Source organism: Pseudomonas sp. (assembly GCF_030684895.1).
Taxonomy (GTDB): domain Bacteria; phylum Pseudomonadota; class Gammaproteobacteria; order Pseudomonadales; family Pseudomonadaceae; genus Aquipseudomonas.
In genome coordinates this window covers 1-23,115 of record NZ_JAUXXP010000039.1, presented here as the reverse complement: position 1 = coordinate 23,115, position 23,115 = coordinate 1, and the positions used below count along the sequence as shown (strand labels likewise).

The following is a 23,115-nucleotide window of genomic DNA, read 5'->3' as shown; positions in this document are numbered from 1 at the left end:
TTCCCAATCCTTAGAGCGAGGCGTACTTGACGCGCAGACGCTGGCGCACCAGCTCCGCCAGGGTGTTCATGACAAAGGTGAAGCCAAGCAGCACCAGCGCCGAGAGGAACAGCACGCGGTAGTGAGTACCACCGACTTCCGATTCGGGCATTTCCACCGCCACGTTGGCGGCCAGGGTGCGCAGACCCTCGAAGATGTTCATGTCCATGATCGCGGTGTTGCCGGTGGCCATCAGCACGATCATGGTTTCGCCAACGGCGCGACCCATGCCGATCATCACCGCCGAGAAGATGCCTGGGCTGGCGGTGAGAATCACCACGCGGGTCAGGGTCTGCCACGGCGTGGCACCGAGAGCCAGAGAACCGAACGTCAGGCTCTTCGGCACGCTGAACACGGCGTCTTCGGCAATCGAGTAGATAGTCGGGATCACCGCAAAGCCCATGGCCAGGCCGACGACCAGGGCGTTGCGCTGGTCGAACGGAATGCCCAAGTCATTGCTCAGCCACATGCGCATGTTGCCGTCGAACAGCCAGTTCTCCACATGGCCGCTCATGGCCAGCGACACATAGCCCACCAGCAGGATCACCGGGATCAGCATCGCCGACTCCCAGCCGTCCGGCACACTCAGGCGAATCGACTCCGGCAGGCGGCTCCACAGGTAACCAGCCAGCAGAATGCCGATCGGGGTAAAGATCAGCAGGCTGAAAATCCCCGGCAGATGGCCTTCCACATAGGGCGCGAGGAACAGGCCGGCGAAGAAGCCGAGGATCACCGTCGGCAGCGCTTCCATCAGCTCGATCACCGGCTTGACCTTGCGGCGCAGCGCCGGGGCCATGAAGTAGGCGGTGTAGAGCGCGGCAGCAATGGCCAGCGGCGCCGCCAGAAGCATGGCGTAGAACGCGGCTTTCAGCGTACCGAAGGCCAGCGGCGCGAGGCTCAGCTTGGGTTCGTTGTCGGTGCTGGCGGAGGTCGACTGCCAGACGTGGCCAGGCGCGTCATAGTTCTCGTACCAGACCTTGCCCCACAGCGAGCTCCAGGAAATTTCCGGGTGCGGGTTGTCGACCAGGAAACGCTGCAGCTTGCCGTCCGACTCGATCAGCGCGCGGTTGGCGCGCGGCGACAGGGCGGCCAAGGCCTTGCCCTCAGCAACCGACTCAACCAGCAGCGTGCGGTGTGCGGTGCTGTGGAAGATACCCAGATTGCCCTTGGCATCCAGGGCGAAGAAGCCCTTGCGGCGCTCCTCCGGGAGTATCTGCACAATGGGGTTGCCGGCCAGCTGGAAGCTGCGAATCGAGGTCAGCGAAGCCTTGTCGTCCTCTTCGCGCACCATAAACCACTGGGTAATACCACCGCCGCTGTCGCCGACCATCAGCGAGATGCCACCGAGCAGCGAGGTAACGTTGCTGACTTCCAGTTTGGCATCAGCAAGCAGCTTGTAGCGACCATTCAGACTGTTGCTGCGCATGTCGAAGACATCGGCGGTAGCGCGACCGTTGATCACGTATAGCCACATCTGCCGTGGGTCGATGAGCAGCGCCTTGATCGGCTCAGCGATCTGCGGCAGGGCAATACGCTCTTCACTGAGGGTCACTTCACCGGTCATCAGGTTTTCTTCGCGACCGAGCTTCAACACATGCAATGCGGTACCGGTGGAGCCCACCAACATCAGCGTGCCACGGCTCAGGCTAAGACCAATGTGGTCGACCTCACGGCCCTGGGCATCGAGTTCAATCGGCGTGTCACCGAAGGGATAACTGATGCTCGGCGTGATGGTTTGCACGTCATTCGGGTAGCTGAGTTTGTAGAGGTGCTGAAACACCAGCACCCGGCCGTTGGACAGGCCCAGGGCAACGCGATTGCTGCCCGGCTCATCCTGGCCGACCGAAACGATGCGCGTATCCGCCGGGATAGGCAGTTGCACGCGGTTCAGCGGCTGCATGTTCTTCGCATCAAAGAACTGCACCTGACCGTTCTGGTCCAGACGCATGGCCATCTGGTTCTGCTCTTCCAGTGTCAGCAGCAGCGGCGCAGCGGCTTCACTCAGCCAGGCCGCCTGCACCGGCTTGCGGCTTTCCAGGCTGGCGCCCTGAAACATCGGCATAACCACGTAGGCCAGGTAGAAGAAGATCAGGGTGATGGCACCGAGTACCGCCATACCACCGATGGATACTGCCCAGCGGGCGAAGTGATCTTTCAGCGCACGGATACGCCGCTTGCGCTGCAGGGCCGGGGTGTTGAAGTCCAGCCCGAGGGATTTGCTGGTGGCGGTCATGGTTTCACTAGCCAAGTCATTCATAGGTAAGAGCGTCTCTGCGCAGCCATGAGCGCGCCATAAGGAGTTCTGTCGCTATACAAGGCGCTAACTCTAGCGAGCCTTTGTGACAGAAAAGTTACAGCGCTTTGACAAAACAACGCCCACCTGTCGTAAACGAAGGCGGGCGTGCGACTTACTTAGGCGTCCTTGCCAACCAGGCAGTCTTTACAGACCCAGCTCCGCAATGGTCTTGTCGATGACCTTTTTCGGCAGCGGGATGTAGCCGTCTTTCACGACTACGTCCTGACCTTGCTTGGACAGCACCAGCTTGACGAACTCGGCATCCAGCGGGCTCAGCGGCTTGTTCGGTGCCTTGTTGACGTAAACGTAGAAGAAACGCGCCAGCGGGAACTTGCCAGCCAGGGCGTTTTCTTCGTTGGCTTCAAAGGCTTCGCCACCTTTTTTCGCCAGCGGTACCGCACGCACGCTGGAGGTTTTGTAACCAATGCCCGAATAACCGATGGCATTGATGGTGCTGGAGATCGACTGCACAACGGAAGCCGAACCCGGCTGCTCATTGACGTTAGCCTTGAAGTCGCCTTTGCACAGGGCGGTTTCCTTGAAGTAACCGTAAGTGCCCGATACCGAGTTACGACCGAACAACTGAATCGGCTTATCCGCCCACTCGCCGGTCAGACCCACATCGCCCCAGGTCTTGATATTGCTGCCGCCGCACAGGCGAGTGGCAGAAAAAATCCCGTCGATCTGCGCCATATCCAGGCTCTTGATCGGGTTGTCCTTGTGCACGAATACCGCCAGGGCGTCGATGGCCACCGGCACGGCAGTCGGCTTGTAGCCGTATTTCTCTTCGAACGCCTGGATCTCGGCATCCTTCATCGGACGGCTCATCGGACCGAGGTTGGCGGTGCCTTCAGTCAGCGCGGGTGGCGCGGTGCTTGAGCCGGCGGCCTGGATCTGGATATTGACGTTCGGGTATTCCTTTTTGAACTCTTCAGCCCACAACGTCATCAGGTTGGCCAGGGAGTCGGAGCCCACGCTGGACAGGTTGCCCGACACGCCGGAAGTCTTGGTGTAGCTCGGCAGAGCCGGATCGACAGCAGCAACCGCAGTGGCGGTAGCCACGCCAGCGGCGACAAACGTCATGGCCGCCATCAAACGCTTAAGTTTCATGCCTTACTCCTGGAAAACTAGTGTTGGATTGAACGGGGCCAAGTATCGGTAGGCCGCATGACGACTCTATGTAAGCAATGTGACAGTTAGATGAACGCAGCCAATGTTTTGCCGCAGTCGATGAAATGACTACAAAGTCCAGGCGGCCAAGTGCCATGGTCGCCCTGCGACTGCCGAGTCGCTATACTCGCTGCGCCCGCACTCCCGTGGGCCTGCAGGGCCACCCGCGATAGCCGCAGAGCCTGACTCGCCGCCACCGCCAAGCCCAGCACCGCGCCAATAACAACAACCGCGCCGCGAGCCTAGATAGATGCACGATTTCGAACAGGAAGACCCCATCCCGCAAGGCGACCTGGCTTTGCAGATCACCGCACTGCCGCGTGAAACCAACGGTTTTGGCGATATCTACGGCGGCTGGCTGGTGTCGCAGATGGACCTGGCCGGCACTGCCATGGCCAGCAAGGTAGCCGGCGGCCGTGTAGCTACCGTGGCCATCGACCGCATGGCCTTTCTGGTGCCGGTAGCGGTGGGCGCGCAACTGTCCTTCTATACGCAAACCGTGGAAGTGGGCCGCAGTTCGATCCAGATGCTGGTTGAAGTGTGGAGCGACGACCCACTGTCCAGCGAATGGCGCAAGGTCACCGAAGCGGTGTTCGTGTTTGTCGCCATCGACGGCAGCGGCCGCACGCGCCCGGTGCCAGCACGGCGCTGATTGCGGATGGTGAAACGAAAACGCCGGCTCAAGAGCCGGCGTTTTGCTGTGCGCTAAGAACCTGTTTCTGATCTCGCGAGCTAGAGCGACACAAGGCAAAAACAGCCGAGGAAGCGGAATTTACTGGTTGTAAATGAGCATTCCGAGGCTGTTTTTAACGCAGTATTGCCGACGCGCAGCAGATCCGAGACAGGTTCTAGGTTAGCCGCGGATGTTGTAGATATCCTTCTCGTTCAGCTCGGCGTACTCGTACAGACGCTTGAGATAAGCCTTCTGCTGCGCCCACACCTTGCTGGCTACCGGATCGGCGGCGGCGCTGGCGTCGACCACTTCGGCGGCTACTTCCTTGAGTTTGGCCAGCACGGCATCCGGCAGACGACGTACGTCAACGCCCTCGCCTTTGAGCTGCTCCAGGGCTTCCATGTTCTTCGCGTTGTAATCGTCGAGCATGTCGCCGTTCACATCACGAGCGGCGGCGCGGACGATGGCCTGCAGATCCGCCGGCAGGGTTTCCCAGGCCTTGATGTTGACGTCCAACTCGAAGGTTACGTTCGGCTCTTGCCAGCCCGGGGTGTAGTAATACTTGGCGGCTTTGTGCAGGCCCAGAGCCTGGTCGTTGTATGGGCCGATCCACTCGGTGGCGTCGATGGCGCCGGTTTGCAGCGCGGTGAAAATTTCACCGGCCGGCATGTTGACCACGGTACCGCCCATTTTGGTCAGCACTTCGCCGCCCAGGCCTGGGGTACGCATCTTCAGGCCCTTGAAGTCATCAACGCCGTTGATCTCCTTGTTAAACCAACCTGCGGTCTGCACGCCAGTCGCGCCACAGGCCATCGGCAGGACGCCGAAGGGCTTGTAGACCTCTTCCCACAGCTCAATGCCGCCGCCCTTGTGCAGCCAGGCGTTCATTTCCTGGGCGTTGGGGCCAAATGGCAGGGCGCAGAAGAACTGCGCAGCCGGCACTTTGCCTTTCCAGTAGTAAGGCGCACCGTGGCCCATTTCGGCGGTGCCGCGGCTGACTGCATCGAATACTTCCAGCGCCGGCACCAGCTCGCCAGCGGCATAGACCTTGACCTTCAAGCGGCCGTTACTCATTTCTTCAACCAGCTTGGCGAAGCGCTCGGCACCGACGCCTACGCCGGGAAAATTCTTCGGCCAGGAGGTAACCATTTTCCAGTTGAAGGTTTGGCTGCTCGCGCCTTCTTGGGGCTTACCAGCGGTTTCCGCCTTGTCTTTGCAACCGGCCAGGGCCGTTGCTGCAAGGCCTACGCCTGCTGCTGCGAGAATTTGACGACGTTTCATGCAAAGCTCCTTTATTGTTGTAGTGGTCTGACCACAGGATCGCTGCGGACCCACCGCGCCTGAGTAACATAGGGGTAAGTGACTCTCAAGCCTAGCGGATACGACTAAAGTTGTAGTGCCATTGCCGCACGCGTACCGGCCTGCCTAGAATCGCCGGCCTGCCTGCTCACAAAGCCCATAACCATAAGGACTCATAATGTCCGATAAACCCCCTCTGCTGCTCGGCCTTGCCCGTCTGATCGATTCATTCAACGCCGGTTTCGGCAAGGCCTGCGCCTGGCTGACCCTGTTTCTGGTGCTGGGCACCGCCATCGTGGTGATCCTGCGTTACGGTTTCGGCATCGGCGCTACCGCCTTGCAGGAAGCCGTGCTGTACGGTCACGCCCTGGTATTTATGGGCGCCGCCGCCTGGGTGTTGCAACGCAACGGCCATGTGCGCGTCGACATTTTCTATCAGGCGTTCAGCGCCAAACGTAAAGCGCTGGTCGACAGCCTCGGCACCCTGCTGTTTCTGCTGCCGGTGTGCCTGTTCCTCGGCTGGTCCAGCTGGGATTACGTGAGCAATTCCTGGTCGACCCTGGAAGGCTCCAGCGAGTCGGGCGGGCTGAAATTCGTCTACCTGCAAAAGAGCATCATCCTGGTGCTGGTGGTCAGCCTGGTCTTACAAGGAATCTCCGACTTGATCAAATTCGCCAATATCCTCACCGGCCGCCTACCAGCCGCGGAGGTGAAGCATGGCTGAGTTGATGGCGATTCTGCTGTTTATCAGCATCTGCGCGGCCCTGATGGCCGGCTACCCGGTGGCCTTCACCCTCGGCGGTGTGTCGCTGCTGTTTGCCGGCATCGGCATCCTCACTGGCACCTTCGATGGCGGCTACCTGAACGCCCTGCCCAACCGCCTGTTCGGCATCATGAACAACCAGACCATGCTGGCGGTGCCGCTATTCGTGTTTATGGGGGTGATGCTGGAGAAATCCAGGGTCGCCGAAGACCTGCTGGAATCCATGTCCCGGCTGTTCGGCACCTTGCGCGGCGGCCTGGCGATTTCCGTATGCGTGGTCGGCGCGCTGCTCGCGGCATCCACCGGCATCGTCGGCGCCACCGTGGTGACCATGGGCCTGCTGGCGCTGCCGACCATGCTCCGGCGTGGTTATGACCCGGCGATTTCCACTGGCACCCTGGCCGCCACCGGCACCCTGGGGCAGATCATCCCGCCGTCCATCGTGCTGGTGCTGCTGGGTGACGTGATGTCCAGCGCCTACCAACAGGCGCAGCTGAAGATGGGCATCTTCTCGCCGAAGACCGTCTCGGTCGGTGACCTGTTCGTCGGCGCGCTGCTGCCCGGCCTGCTGCTGGTGGGGCTGTATATCACCTACATCATCGGCGTGGCGATCTTCCAGCCGAAGAAGCTGCCGGCCCTGCCGCAAAGTGAACTGGGCCCAATCGAATGGGGCAAGCTGATCAACGCCCTGGTGCCGCCGCTGCTGTTGATCGGTGCGGTACTCGGCTCGATCCTCGCCGGTTACGCGACCCCCACCGAAGCCGCTGCACTGGGTGCCCTCGGCGCCATGCTGCTGGCCTTCTACAAGGGCAAGCTGAACTTCGGCCAACTGCGCCAAGTGGCCTATGGCACCACCGAAATCAGCGCCATGGTGTTCCTCATCCTGATTGGCGCCTCGCTGTTCTCCCTGGTGTTCCGTGGCTTCGGCGGCGAAGCGATGATCGAGGACATCTTTGCCCAGTTGCCCGGCGGCGTGCTTGGCGCGTTCTTCCTGGTGATGGTGGTGATCTTCCTGCTGGGCTTTATCCTCGACTTTATCGAGATCACCTTCGTGGTGGTGCCGATTGTCGGCCCGGTATTGCTGGCCATGGGGCTGGACCCGGTGTGGCTGGGCGTGATGATCGCGCTGAACCTGCAGACCTCGTTCCTCACCCCGCCGTTTGGCTTTGCGCTGTTCTACCTGCGCGGCGTCACCCCGGCATCGGTGCCCACCAGTACCATCTATAAGGGTGTGCTGCCGTTTATCATGATCCAGATCCTGCTGCTGGTGATTGCCTACCAGTTCCCAGGGCTGATCACCTGGCTGCCGGAACAGGTCTACGGCAAGTAAGCCTGACTCCAGCCAAAAAACGCCCGTCACTGACGGGCGTTTTGCTTTCTGCGCGCAAGCTGGGCTCCAATAGCCTTCTTTATTCTTCCTTCTACGAGTACGCCGATGGCCAGATCCCATGTTGAACGCCTTGAACTGGACGAGCTGACCTGCTGGCGCGCGCGCTATGGCGCCTATGAGCTACTGATCAGCCAACAAGGCGCGCAGATACTCAGCTACCAGGCGGATGATCAACCGCCGCTGATCTGGCTCAGCGAGCAAGCGGCCTACAAGCGCGGCCAGGGTGTGCGCGGCGGCGTGCCGGTGTGCTGGCCCTGGTTCGGCAGCCTGCAACGCAACCCGCCGGCAGTGCAGGCCATGCATCTACAGCCAGAAACTGCGCCTGCCCACGGCCTGGTACGCAACCTCGACTGGCAGCTGAAAGGCATCGACAGCCGCGATGACGGCATCCACCTGGAGTTCATCTACAACAGCGCCACCCAGCCACTGGCCGACTGGCCCCACGCCGCCGAGCTGCGCTTGAGCATTCGCCTGGATGAGCGCCTGCATATCCAGCTGAACAGCCGCAACCTGGGCGATACGCCGCTGGCGATCAGCCAGGCGCTGCACAGCTATTTTGCCGTCAGCGATGTCCACAACGTCGCGGTCGAAGGCCTGCACGGCTGCCGCTATATCGAAACCCTGGAAGACTGGCAGCAACGCCAGCAGGACGGCCTGCTGCAGTTCAGCGGCGAGACCGACCGCATCTACTTGGACACCCCAGCACAGCTGAGCATCCTCGACCGCGCGTGGCAGCGACGCATCCAGCTGCACAGCAGTGGCTCGAATTCGGCCGTGCTGTGGAACCCCTGGATCGACAAGGCGCAACGCCTCTCGCAATTCGCCGCCGATGCCTGGCCAGGGATGCTCTGTATCGAACACGCCAACGTACTGGACGACATCCGCGTGCTGGCGGCGGGCGAGCAACATCAGCTCGATGTGAGTCTCTGGGCGGAACCCGGCAGCGCTTAACCGACCAACGGTTTAGCCCTTCCCCGCGCCGAACCCGTTCGGGCTCGGCCGCAGCACAGCCGTCACAGGCCAATCCGGCAAAACCTGCACTGCATCACACTAACTTGCAGCAACCAGACAACTTTTGTGACGTGCCACTACTTTGCCAGTAAGCAATTACTTACATATATAGAGCCATATCCCTACATAACTTTTCAGACCCGTCTTATTGTGACGAAATACTCACAATTTTTAGGAACTATCGTTCCAGTTATTAATCGGCAAATATCCATCACTGTTACATATTTCACACTTTCAGCGGTTGTCCGACACTCTTCATGGGGCTAGGATGCCCACCTCACTAGGACGTGCGCAACTTGTTGCACATTTAAGTGCGCAACTTCTTGCGCACCTACAGCGCAGCAAGATGGTCTTCAGAAGCGTCACCCGCTTCTTTGAAGTTACCTGCAGCGATAATCGAGTCATGGAATGACCTATTCAAACAAACTCACTGCTCATTATTTAGAGCTGGCCAAACTTCCTATCAATGAAGGGAACTTTGCCGGTAATGACGTGCGTTATTCCAGCGAATACGAAGTTCTCGAAAATGAGCTGGGCAAGGCCACGGCGCTGCACGAAACGGCGGCGATTGACTGGCAAAAAGTCCGCGAAAACAGCGAGATACTGCTTAGCGGCCACTCCAAGGATTTGCGCGTCGCCGCCTGGCTGATCTGGGGGCTTTACCAACGCGAATCCTTCCCCGGCCTGCAAGCCGGTTTCAGCCTGCTGCACTACCTGTGCCTCAATCACTGGGTCGAGCTGCACCCCCGCAAACCGCGCACCCGCGCCGCCGCCATCAGCTGGCTGATTCCACGCCTGGAACAGGCGCTGGCCGAGCACGTACCGATTGGCGAGCAACTGGCGCTGTTCCGCAGCCTGGCCGAGCAGCTACGCGCCCTGGAAGCCTGCCTGGCCGAACATCTGGGCGAAGATGCACCGCTGCTGCTGCCGCTGTGCCGACGCCTGGATGAGCTGGTCAAGCGCGCCAGCCAGGGTCAGCCAGAGCCCGGCTCGGTCGGTGCGGCGATTGCTCAGGTCAAGCAGGCTGCCAGCCAGATGCTCACCCCCGGCGCGCCGGTGGAAAGCGAAAAGGAAGCGCACAAGAGCCTGCGCAGCCTGCAAGACCAGGCCCGTCCGCTCTGCGCCTACTGGCTCAAGCAGAAAGCCAGCGACCTGCGCGCCCTGCGCCTGGCGCGCACCCTGCTCTGGCTGCCCATCGACAGCCTGCCGGAGCGCAATGCCGAACAGATCACCGCGCTGCGCGGCCTGCCGGCCGACAAGCTGGCCAGCTATCAGGAGCGCTACCAGAACGGCCAATACGCCGATCTGCTGGTCGACCTGGAAGCCAGCATCGCCCGCGCGCCGTTCTGGCTCGACGGCCAGCATCTGGTCTGGCAGTGCCTGCACGAACTGGACGCCGAGCAGGCGATGCGTGAAGTGGAAATCCAGCTCGCACTGTTTATGCAGCGCATGAGCGGCCTGGAAGAACTGCGCTTCCACGACGGCAGCGCCTTCGCCGATGCACAGACCCGCGCCTGGCTCAGCTCCCACGTGATGCCGCATGTGCAGGCCCCGGTCAGCGACAACACCCCCGTAGCCAACGACGGCAACGCGCTGCCGGCCTGGGATATCGCCCTGCAGGAAACCCTGCCCAAGCTGCGCAAGGACGGCCTGAAATCCGCCGTGCAGCAACTCAAGCTCGGCCTGGCCAAGGCGCGCGGTGGCCGCGAACGCTTCTTCTGGCAGCTGACCCTGGCGCGCCTGTGCTACAGCGCAAAGAAATACGAACTGGCCAAAACCCAACTCGAATCGCTCGACCAGACGCTACAGGCCACCGGCCTCGGCGACTGGGAACCCGATCTCGCCCTGGACGTACTGCGCATGCTGCACAGCTGTTGTGAGCTGTTGCCGCAGAACCACGCGGTACGTGAAAGCAAGGAAGAGATCTACCGCAGGTTGTGCCACCTCGATCTTGAAGTGGTACTGGACTAGGCCCTCGGGCCATAACCGTAACGGAGAATGACCATGGCCAAAGAAGGCTCGGTAGCCCCCAAGGAACGCATCAACGTCACTTTCAAACCCGCCACCGGCGGTGCTCAGGAAGAGATCGAACTGCCACTGAAACTGATGGTTCTGGGTGACTTCACCCAACGCGCCGACGATCGCAAGATCGAAGACCGCAAGCCGATCAGCATCGACAAGAACAGCTTCGACTAAGTGCTGGCCAAGCAGGAACTCAACCTGACCTTCGCCGTGCCTAATCGCCTGCAAGACGACGCCGAAGGCGACGACATGGCGGTGCAGCTGCGCATCAACTCGATGAAGGACTTCAACCCGGCCAATGTGGTCGATCAGGTCCCTGAGCTGAAAAAACTAATGGAACTGCGCGACGCCCTGGTTGCTCTGAAAGGTCCACTGGGCAACGCCCCGGCCTTCCGCAAGGCAATCGAAAGCGTGCTGGCTGACGACGACTCGCGTGACCGCGTACTCGGCGAACTCGGCCTGGCTGCCCAAGGCAAGCTGGACTCCTGATTCAATTAACAAGGAAGCTAATTCATGAGCACTAGTGCAGCAGTAGAAAGCGGTCGCAGCGCCGCCGACCTCGGCATCCTCGACCGCATCATTGCCGAGACCAAACTGACTCCGGACGACGAAGCCTATGACATCGCCAAGCGTGGCGTGTCGGCCTTTATCGAAGAGTTGCTGAAGCCGCAGAACGAAAATGAGCCCGTGAAAAAGGCCATGGTCGACCGCATGATCGCGGAGATCGACGCCAAGCTCAGCCGGCAGATGGACGAAATCCTCCACAACGCCGAATTCCAGGCGCTGGAATCCTCCTGGCGCGGCCTCAAGCTGCTGGTGGATCGCACCAACTTCCGCGAAAACATCAAGCTGGAGATCATCAACGCCTCCAAGCAGGATCTGCTCGATGACTTCGAAGACAGCCCGGAAATCACCCAGTCCGGCCTGTACAAGCACATCTACACCGCCGAATACGGCCAGTTCGGTGGCCAGCCGGTCGGCGCCCTGATCGCCAACTACTTCTTCGACCCGAGCGCTCCAGACGTCAAGACCCTGCAATACGTTGCCAGTGTCGCCAGCATGTCCCACGCGCCCTTTATCGCCGCTGCCGGTCCGAAATTCTTCGGCCTGGAAAGCTTCACCGGCCTGCCGGACCTGAAGGATCTGAAAGATCACTTCGAAGGCCCGCAATTCGCCAAATGGCAGAGCTTCCGCGAGCAGGAAGATGCCCGCTACGTCGGCCTGACCGTACCGCGCTTCCTCCTGCGCAACCCGTACGATCCGGAAGACAACCCGGTGAAGACCTTCGTCTACAAAGAGAACGTCGCCAACAGCCACGAGCATTACCTGTGGGGCAACACCGCCTACACCTTTGCTTCCAAGCTGACCGACAGCTTCGCCAAGTTCCGCTGGTGCCCGAACATCATCGGCCCGCAGAGCGGTGGCGCGGTAGAAGACCTGCCGCTGCACCACTTCGAAAGCATGGGCGAAATCGAAACCAAGATTCCGACCGAAGTGCTGGTCTCCGACCGTCGTGAATACGAGCTGGCCGAAGAAGGCTTTATCGCCCTGACCATGCGCAAAGGCAGCGACAACGCCGCATTCTTCTCCGCCAACTCGGCGCAGAAGCCGAAGTTCTTCGGCATCAGCGAAGAAGGCAAAACGGCTGAACTGAACTACAAGCTCGGCACCCAGCTGCCGTACATGTTCATCATCAACCGTCTGGCCCACTACCTGAAAGTGCTGCAGCGCGAGCAGATCGGCGCCTGGAAAGAGCGCACCGACCTGGAGCTGGAACTCAACAAGTGGATCCGCCAGTTCGTTGCCGACCAGGAAAACCCGAGCTCCGAAGTCCGTAGCCGCCGTCCGCTGCGCGCCGCTCAGGTGATCGTCAGTGATGTGGATGGTGAGCCGGGCTGGTACCGCGTCAGCCTCAACGTGCGTCCGCACTTCAAGTACATGGGTGCCGATTTCACCCTGTCGCTCGTCGGCAAGCTGGACAAGGAATAAGCATCCTTATGTCAGGTTACGGAAGCCTATTCGAACGCCTCGGCGGTGAAGCCAGCCAGCGCGCTGGCTGGAGCCGCGAGGTCGCCGCCATGGCGTCGGTGGCTACCCACCTGGCGAAAATGCTCAGCACCCGGGCGGGCAGCGTGCAAACGCTGCCCGACTACGGGTTGCCCGATCTCAACGATATGCGCCTGTCGCTGCACGATTCGCTGCAGCAGGCGCGTATCGCCATCGAACGCTTTATCGAAGCGTACGAACCGCGTTTAAGCGACGTGCGGGTGATTTCCCTGCCCCGCGACAACAACCCGCTAAGCCTGGCCTTTGCCATCGAAGGCCTGCTGGAAGTGGACGGCTTTAAACGCCAAGTCAGTTTCTCCGCGCGCCTGGATGGCAGCGGACAGGTCAAGGTCAATTAAGGAGAGCCCATGTCCGGTAAACCCGCAGCCCGCGTCAGCGACCCAACCGCCTGCCCGATTCCCGGCCACGGCACCAACCCGATTGTCGCCGGCTCCCCCGACGTGCTGTTCGACAGCCTGCCCGCCGCCCGCATGGGCGACCCCACCGGCTGCGGCAGCGCCCTGGCCAGCGCGGTCATTCCCACCGTGCTGATCAACAACAAGCCCGCCACCGTGCTCGGCACCGTGGGCAGCCATGGCAACCCGGTGATCGCCGGTTCCGGCACCGTGCTGATTGGCGGCTGAGCCGACACAGCCACAAGGACGAACTGCTGAATGTCTTTTAACCACTACTACCAGAGCGAACTCACCGCCCTGCGCCAACTCGGCAAGCGTTTTGCCGAGCGCAGCCCGGCGCTGGCGCCGTTTCTTGGGCAGAGCGGGCGCGACCCGGATGTCGAGCGGCTGCTGGAAGGCTTCGCCTTTCTGACTGGGCGTTTGCGGCAGAAGCTTGATGACGAGCTGCCGGAGCTGACCCATTCGCTGATGCACTTGCTGTGGCCGAACTATATGCGCCCGCTGCCGGCGTTCAGCATGTTGCAGTTCGACCCGCTTAAACGCCCTGGCGGTGCCTTGCTGGTGCCACGCCATACGCCGGTGGAATCCAAGCCGATCCAGGGCGTGACCTGCCGCTTCCGCACCGCCTTTGCCACCGAAGTGCTGCCACTGGCCCTGAATGGCCTGGATTACTCGGTCAAGGGTGATGGTGCGCTGCTCAGCCTGCGCCTGGCGATGAGTGCCGATGGCCATCTGGGTGATCTCGACCTCAAGCAGTTGCGTCTGCACCTGTCCGGTGAGCGCTATATCAGTCAGCTGCTGTACCTGAGCCTGCTGCGCCACCTCGGCGGTGTGCAGCTGGTGTTGCTGAATGCGGCCGGCAAGCCCTTACAGGGCGCGGATGATCGCCCATTGCTGCCACTGCAGCTGCCGGCCAGCAACGTTCAGCCGGTGGGTTTTGCCGAAGATCAGGCGCTGATTCCCTACCCGCTGAACACCTTCCGTGGCTACCGCTACCTGCAGGAATATTTCGCCTTCCAGGACAAGTTCCTGTTCGTCGACCTGCTCGGCCTGGATGTGCTCAAGCGCGTGCCCGAAGACGTACTCAAGCAGGCGCGCGGCATCGAGCTGCGTTTCGATATCCACAAGGCTGGCGTGCAACGCATCCGCCCGACCCTGGATAACGTGCGCCTGTATTGCACGCCGGTGGTTAACCTGTTCGCCCACGACGCCATCCCGATTCGCCTCGACGGCAAACAGGACCAATACCTGCTGCTGCCCTCGGAACTCGACTCCGAGCATTGCGGGGTGTTCTCGGTGGATCGCGTCACCGGCTGGAAGCCCGGCGGCAAGGGCTATGAAGAGTACGTACCGTTTGAATCCTTCGAACATGACGCCAGTTTCGATGTGCCTCTGGCGCGCCCGCACTACAGTGTGCGCCAGCAGCCGTCACTACTGGGCGATGGTCTGGAAACCTACCTGAGCTTCGGCCTGCGTAACCTCGATCAGCATGAAACCCTGTCGATTGAGCTGACCTGCACCAACCAGAACCTGCCGCGTCAGCTGGGCTTGGGGGATATCTGCATGCCCAGTGAGGACACCCCGGAGTTCCTCACCTTCCGCAATATCAGTGCCGTGACGCCGAGCTATGCACCGCCACTGCACCGCGACTTTCTCTGGAAACTGATCAGCAACATGTCGCTGAACTACCTATCGCTGGCCAACGTCGAGGCACTCAAAGTCATTCTCGAAACTTATGACCTGCCACGCTACTACGACCAGCACGCGGAGAAGGTCAGCAAGCGCCTGCTCGATGGTCTGAAAAGCATCAGCCACCAGCACGTCGATCGCCTGCACCGCGGCTTGCCGGTACGTGGCGTGCGCACCCAATTGACGATCAACCCAGAGGGCTATGTAGGCGAGGGCGACCTGTTCCTCTTCGCCACCGTACTCAATGAATTTTTTGCCCTGTATGCCAGCTTGAACTCGTACCACGAGCTGCGCGTACAGAGCACACAGGGAGAGGTGTACCAATGGACGCCGCGCATGGGGCAACAGCCCCTGCTCTAAACCGGCTTAGCCGGGGCATCCGCGAGTACAGCCTGTTCCAGGGTGTGCAGCTGGTGCTGGAACGCTTGCAGGCTGCTCATCCTGAACTGGATGAGGAGGCGCTGTATCAGCGACTGGAACTGCAGGCCAACCCGAGCATGGGGTTCCCCGGTAGCGATATTGATCGCGTGCAATTCTTCGAAGAACACGGTGAGCTGCGCGCGCGCCTGCGCATCAACCTGGTCAGCCTGTTCGGGGCCGGCTCACCGCTCCCTGCGTTCTACGGCGAGCAGGCACTGGGCGATAGCGAAGATGGTAACCCGACCCGCGACTTCCTCGACCTGTTCAATAACCGCCTGCAACGCCTACTGCTGCCCACCTGGCAGAAATACCGCTACCACACGCGCTTTCAGAGCGGCGCGGCCGACGCGTTCTCAGCGCACCTGTTTGCGCTGATCGGCTTAGGCGGCGAAACCATTCGCCAGGCCAAAGAGCTGAACTGGAAACGCCTACTGCCCTACCTCGGCCTGCTTAGCTTGCGCGCGCACTCGGCAGCATTGATCGAATCGGTGCTGCGTTACTACTTCAAGCATGCCGACCTGCATATCGAGCAGTGCCTGGAGCGTCAGGTGGAAATCCTCGGTGAGCAGCGCAACCGCCTCGGCCTGGCCAACAGCCAACTAGGAGAAAGCCTAGTGCTCGGCGAGTTCGTGCGTGACCGCGGCGGCAAGTTCCGCATCCATGTACGCCAGTTGAACTGGGATCGCTTCCATGAATTTCTGCCCATCGGCAGCGGCTACCAACCGCTCTGCGCGCTGGTGCGCTTCACCCTGCGCGACCCGCTGGACTACGACATCCGCCTGGAACTGCGCCAGGACGAAATACGCGAATTGCGCCTCGGCGCGGACAACCCCTGCCTGCTGGGCTGGACCACTTGGCTGGGGCGTGACAACGCCGACGGCGTGGTCACCCTCGGCAGCGCCAGGGCGAGCTCCACGGTTAATGACGGCCGCGGCGCCGACCAGAAAGCCGCAAGCCAAGGCATGAGGAGTGAAGTTTGGTGACTCCAAATGAACGACGAATAACGCTGGATTGCGGCTTTCTGGCCGCGCCCCTACGGGTTGGTTCTGTGACTGCGCCATGCCGCGTTGCGGGACTTGCCGAGGGAATGCCATCGCCGGCGTCCCACGCCTTGCCTGGCGCAGTCACAGAACCAACGCGGCTCGCCATTAACCGTGCAGCTCGCCCCCATTAAGGATTGATGAAATGATCAACGTCGATTTACAGCAACTGGTGCAAGCCCTCGACGCTGCCAGCAAACATGACCTGGAATGCGCCGCCGAGCGCTGCGTGGTGCGCGGTGGCAGCAAGATTCTGGTGGAAGACCTGTTGCTCGGCCTGCTTGAGCGCCCGGAAGGCTTGCTGCCGCGCGCCCTGCAGGATGCCGAAGTGGACGCTGGCGAGCTGGCCCGCGCCCTGCAACCGCGCGGCGAACACAGTGAATCGCGCAACCCGGTATTTGCCACCGAACTGGTGCAATGGCTGCAGGACGCCCTGCTGGTCGCCAGCCTGGAGCTCGGCCAGAGCCAGGTTGATGAAGCCGCGCTGATCCTCGCCCTGCTGCGCAATCCGATGCGCTACGCCGGCAGCCACTATCAACCACTGCTGGCCAAGCTGAATGCCGAGCGCCTGCGCGAATTCGCCATGGCCCAGCAACCGCAAACCGCTGCAGGTAAACCCGCAGCCGGTGGCGAATCGAACCTCTCGCGCTTTACCCACAACTTCACCCAGCAGGCTCGCGACGGCAAGCTCGACCCGGTGCTGTGCCGCGACGGAGCGATCCGCCAGATGATCGACATCCTCGCCCGCCGCCGCAAAAGCAACCCGATTGTGGTCGGTGAAGCCGGTGTTGGTAAAACCGCCATCGTCGAAGGACTGGCCCTGCGTATCGCTGCAGGCGAAGTGCCGGATGCACTCAAAGGTGTCGAACTGCTGTGCCTGGACCTCGGCTTGCTGCAAGCCGGTGCCAGCGTTAAAGGTGAGTTCGAGCGCCGCCTGCAGGGCGTGATCGATGAGGTCAAAGGCTCGCCCAAGCCGATCATCCTGTTTATCGATGAAGCCCACACCCTGATCGGTGCCGGCGGCCAGGCCGGCAGTGGTGACGCGGCCAACCTGCTCAAGCCCGCCCTGGCGCGTGGCGAGCTGCGCACCATCGCCGCCACCACCTGGAGCGAATACAAGAAGTACTTCGAGAAGGACCCGGCCCTGGCCCGGCGCTTCCAGCCGGTACAGCTGCATGAGCCAACAGTCGATGAAGCCGTAACCATCCTGCGTGGCCTGGCGCCTGTTTACGAGAAAAGCCACGGCATCTACCTGCGTGACGACGCCGTGGTTGCCGCCGCCGAACTCTCTGCGCGCTACCTGGCTGGCCGCCAGCTGCCAGACAAAGCCGTCGATGTACTGGACACCGCCTGCGCCCGTGTGCGCATCAGCCTGGCCGCAGCCCCGGAAGCCCTGGAGCGCCTGCGTGGCGAGATCGCCGAAGGTGAACGGCAGAGCGAGGCCATGGGCCGGGATATGCAAGCCGGCCTGAACATCGACAGCGACATCCTCGAACAACTCGAAGCACGTCTGAGCCAGGCCCGCGCCGAACTGGAGCAGATCGAAACCCGTTGGGCAGTGCAGCGTGAGCTGGCCGAGCGCCTGCTGGAATTGCGCAAGCAATGCGCCAGCCGGCGCCATAACCCTACCGACGCCGAAGCCAAAGCTGAAGACAGCAACGGCCAGGCGCTGCAGCTGGAACAACTGGAAGACGAACTGCGCGCCGTGCAGGCTGAACTGGCCAGCGCCCAGGTGAATGAGCGCCTGGTCAGTTTCGAGGTCTGCCCGCGTCTGGTGGCCGAAGTGATTAGCCATTGGACCGGCGTACCGCTGAGCCAGCTGGCCCGCGAGCACAACAGCAAGGTGCTGACCTTCGCCCGCGACCTCGGCCTGCGCGTACGCGGCCAGGCGCAAGCCATCGCCGCGCTGGACCGCACCATGCGCGCCACCGCCGCCGGCCTCAATCGCGCCGATGCGCCGGTCGGCGTGTTTCTGCTGGTCGGCCCCAGCGGCGTCGGAAAAACCGAAACCGCACTGGCCCTGGCGGATCTGCTGTACGGCGGCGAGCGCTTCCTCACCACCATCAACATGTCCGAGTTCCAGGAGAAGCACACTGTCTCCCGACTGATCGGCGCGCCACCCGGCTACGTGGGTTATGGCGAAGGCGGCATGCTCACCGAAGCCGTGCGGCAGAAACCCTACTCGGTGGTGCTGCTCGATGAAGTGGAAAAGGCCGATCCGGACGTGATGAACGTCTTCTACCAGATCTTCGATAAAGGCGTGGCCAACGACGGCGAAGGCCGCGAGATCAACTTCCGCAACTGCCTGATCCTGATGACCAGCAACCTCGCCAGCGAGCGTATCGCCAGCCTCTGCCAGGGCGGCCAACGCCCGACTGCGGAAGACCTGGAGCAGGCGATTCGCCCGACCCTGACTCAGCACTTCAAGCCGGCGCTGCTCGGGCGCATGCGCGTGGTGCCGTACTACCCGATCAATGGCGAGGTGCTCAACGAGCTGGTCGGCCTCAAGCTCGCGCGTTTCGGCGAGCGCCTGCAGCGCCGTCAGCTGCAGTTCAGCCATTGCCCGGCGCTGCTGGAACATCTCGCCGAACGTTGCAGCCACAGCGACAGCGGTGCGCGTCTGATCGATCACCTGATCGACCAGCACCTGCAACCGCTGGTGGTCGACCGCCTGCTCGACGCCATGGCCAGTGGCGAAAGCCTGCAGCGCGTACACGCCACCCTGGACGGCGAAGGAACGGTGGTTTGTGAGTTCGCTTAACGTGTCGCTGATGTTCAGCCAGGTGCCGCAGCCGCTACGCTATGCCGAAGCGCTGTTGCAACGCTTCGCCACGCTGGCGCGCGCGGCCAACAGCGACGCCCTGCTCGGCGGCCTGGTGGAAAGCGCTGCGCAGCTGTCCGGCAGCGAACTGAGCCAGCTGTACCTGCTCGACGACACCCACACACGCCTGACCCTGTCTGCCGAATGGCAGGACGGCCAGCTACAACCGCGCGCCGACGCCAGCCTGTCCAGCGACTACGACGGCGAACAGCTGCTGCAGTATTGCCTGTGTCAGAACCAGACCCTCAGCCTCAATGAGCTGGACAGCAGCCTGCACCAGACCGGTTTCCTCCCCGAGGCGCAACAGCCCTGGCGCAGCCTGCTGTGCCAGCCGCTGCTGGATGAGCAGAAAAGCGTCACTGGCCTGCTGTTGATTGCCAGCCAGCGCGCGCGTGAACTTCAAGGGTTTGCCGACTCACTCGGCCATCTGGGCAGCTTTGTTGTCGCCCAACTGCACCTGCTGCAGCGCCTGCGTTCGCCGCGCAGCGAACAGCCGGTTGCCGTGGTCAGCACGCCCTGCGCCAGCGGTTACGGCCTGATTGGCGACAGCCCGGCGATGCGCAGCGTCTACCAACTGATCAGCAAAGTGCTGCACAACCCGGTCAGCGTTTTGCTGGCCGGCGAAACCGGCACCGGCAAGGAGCTGGTGGCCCGCGCCATCCACGATTGTGGCCTGCGCCGCAGCAAAGCTTTTGTCGTGCAGAACTGCGCCTCGCTGCCGGAAAACCTGCTGGAAAGCGAACTGTTCGGCTACCGCAAAGGCGCCTTCAGCGGCGCCGACCGCGACCATCAGGGCCTGTTCGATGCGGCCAATGGCGGCACCCTGTTCCTCGATGAAATCGGTGATATGCCGCTGAGCCTGCAAGCCAAACTGCTGCGCGTATTGCAGGAAGGCGAAGTACGCCCGCTGGGCTCCACCGCCACGCACAAAGTCGATGTGCGCATCGTCGCCGCCACCCACCACAACCTGCGCAACCTGGTGGAAGAAGGCCGTTTCCGCGAGGACCTGTTCTATCGCCTGGCGCAGTTCCCCATCGAGCTGCCGGCCCTGCGTGAGCGCGATCAGGACATCCTCACCCTGGCGCGCTACTTCGCCGACAAGGCCAGCACCTTCTTGCAGCGCAACCAGTGCCGCTGGGCCGACAGCACCCTCGATCACCTGGCCCGCTACCCATTCCCCGGCAACGTGCGCGAACTCAAAGGCCAGGTCGAACGCGCCGTGCTGCTGTGTGAAGGCGGCGAGCTGCTGCCGGAACACTTCGACCTGCGCCAGGCCGGCGGCAACGATGACCCCGGCATGAACCTGCGCGAGCGCATGGAGCGCGTCGAACGCAGCCTGCTGCTCGACTGCCTGCGCAAGAACCGTGGCAACCAGACCAGCGCCGCCTGTGAGCTGGGCCTGCCGCGCCGCACCCTGCTGTACCGCATGCAGCGGCTGAATATCAGCCCGGCTGACGTGTAAGGCTTAAGGAGAAGAGCATGTTCAACGCCGCCAATCAGAGTTACGTCAATCCCCTCAGCGCTGTGCTTGTCCAGCCGCAACGTGGCCATGTAGGAGTCTTCGCGTGAAACCTACTCCAGCGAATGCAACTGCGCTTGGCGAACACTTCTACCTGTTCCAAAAAGCGCCAGGACAACCGAGCAAGAAACTGATCATCACCAGCCACGGTGCCTATGTGCCCGGCATGCACCTGTCCGTGCCTGCTAACAGCTCGCTGGTGTTCTATGGACCGGATGGCAAGACCCTGCAAGACCCTGGGCTGGGCAATGTGATGCGCGGTGAAGTTGAGGTGCACGAGCGCAAGGGGCCGGGTACGACCACCCGCAATTATTTGGTTTCCAAATACAGCGACGATCAGTACTCGAGCATTGCCTATGGTGCCAAGCTCGAAGGGGTCGACATCCTCACCGTGCGCAACCGCAAAACTCCGACCCTGCTACTGCAGAACAGCAGCATTGCCCTGAGCGATGTTTTTAATGAATTGAGCAAGAACGGCCTACAGTACGACGAAATCCACTGTGTGTTTTGCCGTAATTTTCTGTTTCACCCCAAGCCCGAAACGCATATTGCTGCGGTCGTGACATCGCCAACATCGGCTGCAGCGGTCGCCTCCAACGCCAGAAGCAGTGCGGTATCAGCCTCTGCAGTCGTTCGCGCCTTGACTGGCAACGCCGCCAACCTTGCCACAAGCCTGGCACCTAACCGCTTCACCCTGGCGATTGATGGCCTCAGCCACGATCTGCAGGTACTCGAATTCACCGGCCGTGAAGCCATCAGCCAGCCCTTTGTATTCGAGTTGACGCTGATCAGCGAGCGCCCTGATCTCGATCTGGAAAGCCTGCTGCACCAACCGGCATTTCTTGCCTTTACCCAGGATGGTGGGGGAGTGCATGGCCTGGTCTACCGCGTCGCCCAGGGTGATTCCGGCAAGCGCATGACCCGCTACCACATCACTCTACGTCCGCAGCTGGCTTACCTGGCGCATCGCATCAATCAGCGGATTTTCCAGCACCTGAGCGTGGAAAAGATCATCAGCCAGGTGCTCGAAGAGCACGGCATTCAGAGCAATGCCTATAAATTCCAGTTCGGCCCCAGCGTCTACCCGGAGCGCGAATACTGCGTGCAGTACGACGAAAGCGACCTGCACTTTATTCAGCGCCTGTGCGAGGAAGAAGGCATTCACTACCACTTCCAGCACAGCGAACAAAGCCATGTGCTGGTCTTCGGTGACGACCAGACGGTGTTCCCCAAGCTGGCGCCCACTGCGTACCAGCAGGATTCCGGCCTGGTTGCCGACGAGCCAGTGATCAAGCGCTTCGCCCTGCGCCTGGAAACCCGCAGCAACCGCGTCACCCGCCGCGACTACAACTTCGAAAAGCCCAAACTGCTGATGGAAGCGGCCTTCAACAGCGAGTTCCAACCCGACCTCGAGGACTACGACTACCCCGGTCGTTTTGTCGAGCGCGAGCGCGGCAAACACCTGGCCAAACGCAACCTGGAACGCCACCGCAGTGACTACGAACTGGCCACTGGTGAAAGCGACCAGCCGCTGCTGGTCAGCGGCCACTTCCTCAACCTCAGCGCGCATCCGCGTGATGACTGGAACCAGCTCTGGCTGCTGACGGAAATCAGCCATGAAGGCAAACAGCCGCAGGTGCTGGAAGAGTCCGTCACCAGCCACACCCAGGTCAGTGACGGCTTCCAGCAGGGTTACCGCAACCGCTTTAGCGCCACACCCTGGGATGTGCTGCATCGCCCAGCACTGAAGCACCCGAAACCCAAGGTGCTCGGCAGCCAGACTGCCGTGGTCACCGGCCCCGCGGGTGAAGAGATCCACTGCGACCAATACGGTCGGGTCAAAGTGCAGTTTCACTGGGACCGCGAAGGCCAGGCAGACGATAAGACCAGCTGCTGGTTGCGCGTTTCCTCCAGCTGGGCCGGCGATGGCTACGGCGCTATCGCCATCCCGCGCATCGGCATGGAAGTGCTGGTCACCTTCCTCGAAGGCGACCCCGACCAGCCCTTGGTCACCGGCTGCCTGTACCACGCCGAACACGTGGTGCCCTATGACCTGCCGGCGAACAAGACGCGCAGCGTGTTCAAGACTCTGAGCAGCCCCGGCGGTGGTGGCTACAACGAACTGCGCATCGAGGATCGCAAGGGCGCCGAGCAGATCTACATTCATGCCCAGCGCGACTGGGACGAGAACATCGAACACGACCAGAAGATCCGCGTCGGCAACGAGCGCCACGACACCGTGGAGAAGAACAGCTACACCGAACTGCTGGCCGAGGAACACCTCACCGTCACCGCCGACCGCAAGGTGGAGGTCAAACCCCAGGACCACCTGACGGTGGCTACAGACCAGCACATCAAACTGGGCACCGCACAACTGACCAAGGCGGGCCGCGAGATTCATCTGAAGGCCGGGCAGAAAATGGTCATCGAAGCGGGCATCGAGCTGACCCTCAAGGCCGGGGGCAGCTTCATCAAGCTCGACCCGGGCGGTATCACCATCA

At 61.6% G+C, this 23,115-nt stretch carries 15 protein-coding genes and 3 pseudogenes; 15 read left to right on the top strand and 3 right to left on the bottom strand.

Going from position 1 to position 23,115, the window contains the following annotated elements:
* Positions 1 to 10 precede the first annotated feature (10 nt).
* Positions 11 to 2,296 (bottom strand): ABC transporter permease subunit, encoded by a 2,286-nt coding sequence (locus Q8M42_RS07775; RefSeq protein ID WP_304870888.1) that lies wholly within the window; start codon positions 2,294 to 2,296, stop codon positions 11 to 13.
* Between the two features lie 183 nt (positions 2,297 to 2,479).
* Complete coding sequence (locus Q8M42_RS07770; protein ID WP_304870890.1) at positions 2,480 to 3,445, bottom strand: PstS family phosphate ABC transporter substrate-binding protein; 966 nt, start codon at positions 3,443 to 3,445, stop codon at positions 2,480 to 2,482.
* Between the two features lie 310 nt (positions 3,446 to 3,755).
* Here Q8M42_RS07770 and Q8M42_RS07765 point away from each other — a divergent pair, with 310 nt between their 5' ends.
* On the top strand, positions 3,756 to 4,157 hold the full coding sequence (locus Q8M42_RS07765; protein ID WP_160342913.1) for an acyl-CoA thioesterase: 402 nt from the start codon (positions 3,756 to 3,758) through the stop codon (positions 4,155 to 4,157).
* Positions 4,158 to 4,358: 201 nt separating this feature from the next.
* Here Q8M42_RS07765 and Q8M42_RS07760 read toward each other — a convergent pair whose 3' ends face one another.
* Positions 4,359 to 5,459, bottom strand: a complete 1,101-nt coding sequence (locus Q8M42_RS07760) for a TRAP transporter substrate-binding protein (RefSeq protein ID WP_304870895.1) — start codon at positions 5,457 to 5,459, stop codon at positions 4,359 to 4,361.
* A 196-nt stretch (positions 5,460 to 5,655) separates the two neighbouring features.
* On the opposite strand from Q8M42_RS07760, the gene Q8M42_RS07755 reads away from it, so the two are divergent.
* From Q8M42_RS07755 to tssI, 14 genes and pseudogenes are all read left to right on the top strand, one after another.
* On the top strand, positions 5,656 to 6,201 hold the full coding sequence (locus Q8M42_RS07755; protein ID WP_304870897.1) for a TRAP transporter small permease subunit: 546 nt from the start codon (positions 5,656 to 5,658) through the stop codon (positions 6,199 to 6,201).
* A complete protein-coding gene (locus Q8M42_RS07750; RefSeq protein ID WP_304870899.1) occupies positions 6,194 to 7,570 on the top strand; it encodes a TRAP transporter large permease subunit in 1,377 nt (458 codons plus the stop codon). Before Q8M42_RS07755 ends, Q8M42_RS07750 begins: the two co-directional genes overlap by 8 nt.
* A 105-nt stretch (positions 7,571 to 7,675) precedes the next feature.
* Positions 7,676 to 8,581 carry a D-hexose-6-phosphate mutarotase gene (locus Q8M42_RS07745; RefSeq protein ID WP_304870901.1) on the top strand — a complete coding sequence of 302 codons (906 nt, stop codon included), beginning with the start codon at positions 7,676 to 7,678 and terminating at the stop codon, positions 8,579 to 8,581.
* 468 nt (positions 8,582 to 9,049) lie between these two features.
* The gene (gene tssA / locus Q8M42_RS07740) at positions 9,050 to 10,612 is read left to right on the top strand and encodes a type VI secretion system protein TssA (protein WP_275960179.1); all 1,563 of its coding nucleotides are present in this window, start codon (positions 9,050 to 9,052) and stop codon (positions 10,610 to 10,612) included.
* A gap of 33 nt (positions 10,613 to 10,645) precedes the next feature.
* Positions 10,646 to 11,152: pseudogene (tssB, locus tag Q8M42_RS07735) on the top strand (type VI secretion system contractile sheath small subunit).
* Between the two features lie 24 nt (positions 11,153 to 11,176).
* Complete coding sequence (gene tssC, locus Q8M42_RS07730) at positions 11,177 to 12,652, top strand: type VI secretion system contractile sheath large subunit (RefSeq protein WP_108489172.1); 1,476 nt, start codon at positions 11,177 to 11,179, stop codon at positions 12,650 to 12,652.
* Positions 12,653 to 12,660: 8 nt separating this feature from the next.
* Entirely contained in the window at positions 12,661 to 13,068 is a 408-nt protein-coding gene (tssE, locus tag Q8M42_RS07725) for a type VI secretion system baseplate subunit TssE (RefSeq protein WP_269379562.1), read from the top strand.
* Between the two features lie 9 nt (positions 13,069 to 13,077).
* Positions 13,078 to 13,353 (top strand): PAAR domain-containing protein, encoded by a 276-nt coding sequence (locus Q8M42_RS07720; RefSeq protein ID WP_275960178.1) that lies wholly within the window; start codon positions 13,078 to 13,080, stop codon positions 13,351 to 13,353.
* Between the two features lie 30 nt (positions 13,354 to 13,383).
* The gene (gene tssF / locus Q8M42_RS07715) at positions 13,384 to 15,174 is read left to right on the top strand and encodes a type VI secretion system baseplate subunit TssF (RefSeq protein WP_304870908.1); all 1,791 of its coding nucleotides are present in this window, start codon (positions 13,384 to 13,386) and stop codon (positions 15,172 to 15,174) included.
* A pseudogene (tssG, locus tag Q8M42_RS07710) lies at positions 15,138 to 16,133 on the top strand (type VI secretion system baseplate subunit TssG); the annotation flags it as partial. The gene tssF and the pseudogene tssG, both read left to right, overlap by 37 nt.
* A 286-nt stretch (positions 16,134 to 16,419) precedes the next feature.
* Complete coding sequence (gene tssH / locus Q8M42_RS07705; RefSeq protein ID WP_304870910.1) at positions 16,420 to 19,035, top strand: type VI secretion system ATPase TssH; 2,616 nt, start codon at positions 16,420 to 16,422, stop codon at positions 19,033 to 19,035.
* Positions 19,036 to 19,045: 10 nt separating this feature from the next.
* Positions 19,046 to 20,557, top strand: coding sequence for a sigma-54-dependent Fis family transcriptional regulator (locus Q8M42_RS07700; RefSeq protein WP_304870941.1), 1,512 nt, complete (start codon positions 19,046 to 19,048; stop codon positions 20,555 to 20,557).
* A 223-nt stretch (positions 20,558 to 20,780) separates the two neighbouring features.
* A pseudogene (locus Q8M42_RS20950) lies at positions 20,781 to 21,071 on the top strand (putative adhesin); the annotation flags it as partial.
* Positions 21,072 to 21,287: 216 nt separating this feature from the next.
* The coding region (gene tssI / locus Q8M42_RS07695) for a type VI secretion system tip protein TssI/VgrG (RefSeq protein ID WP_305284013.1) at positions 21,288 to 23,115 on the top strand (1,828 nt) is incomplete at its 3' end.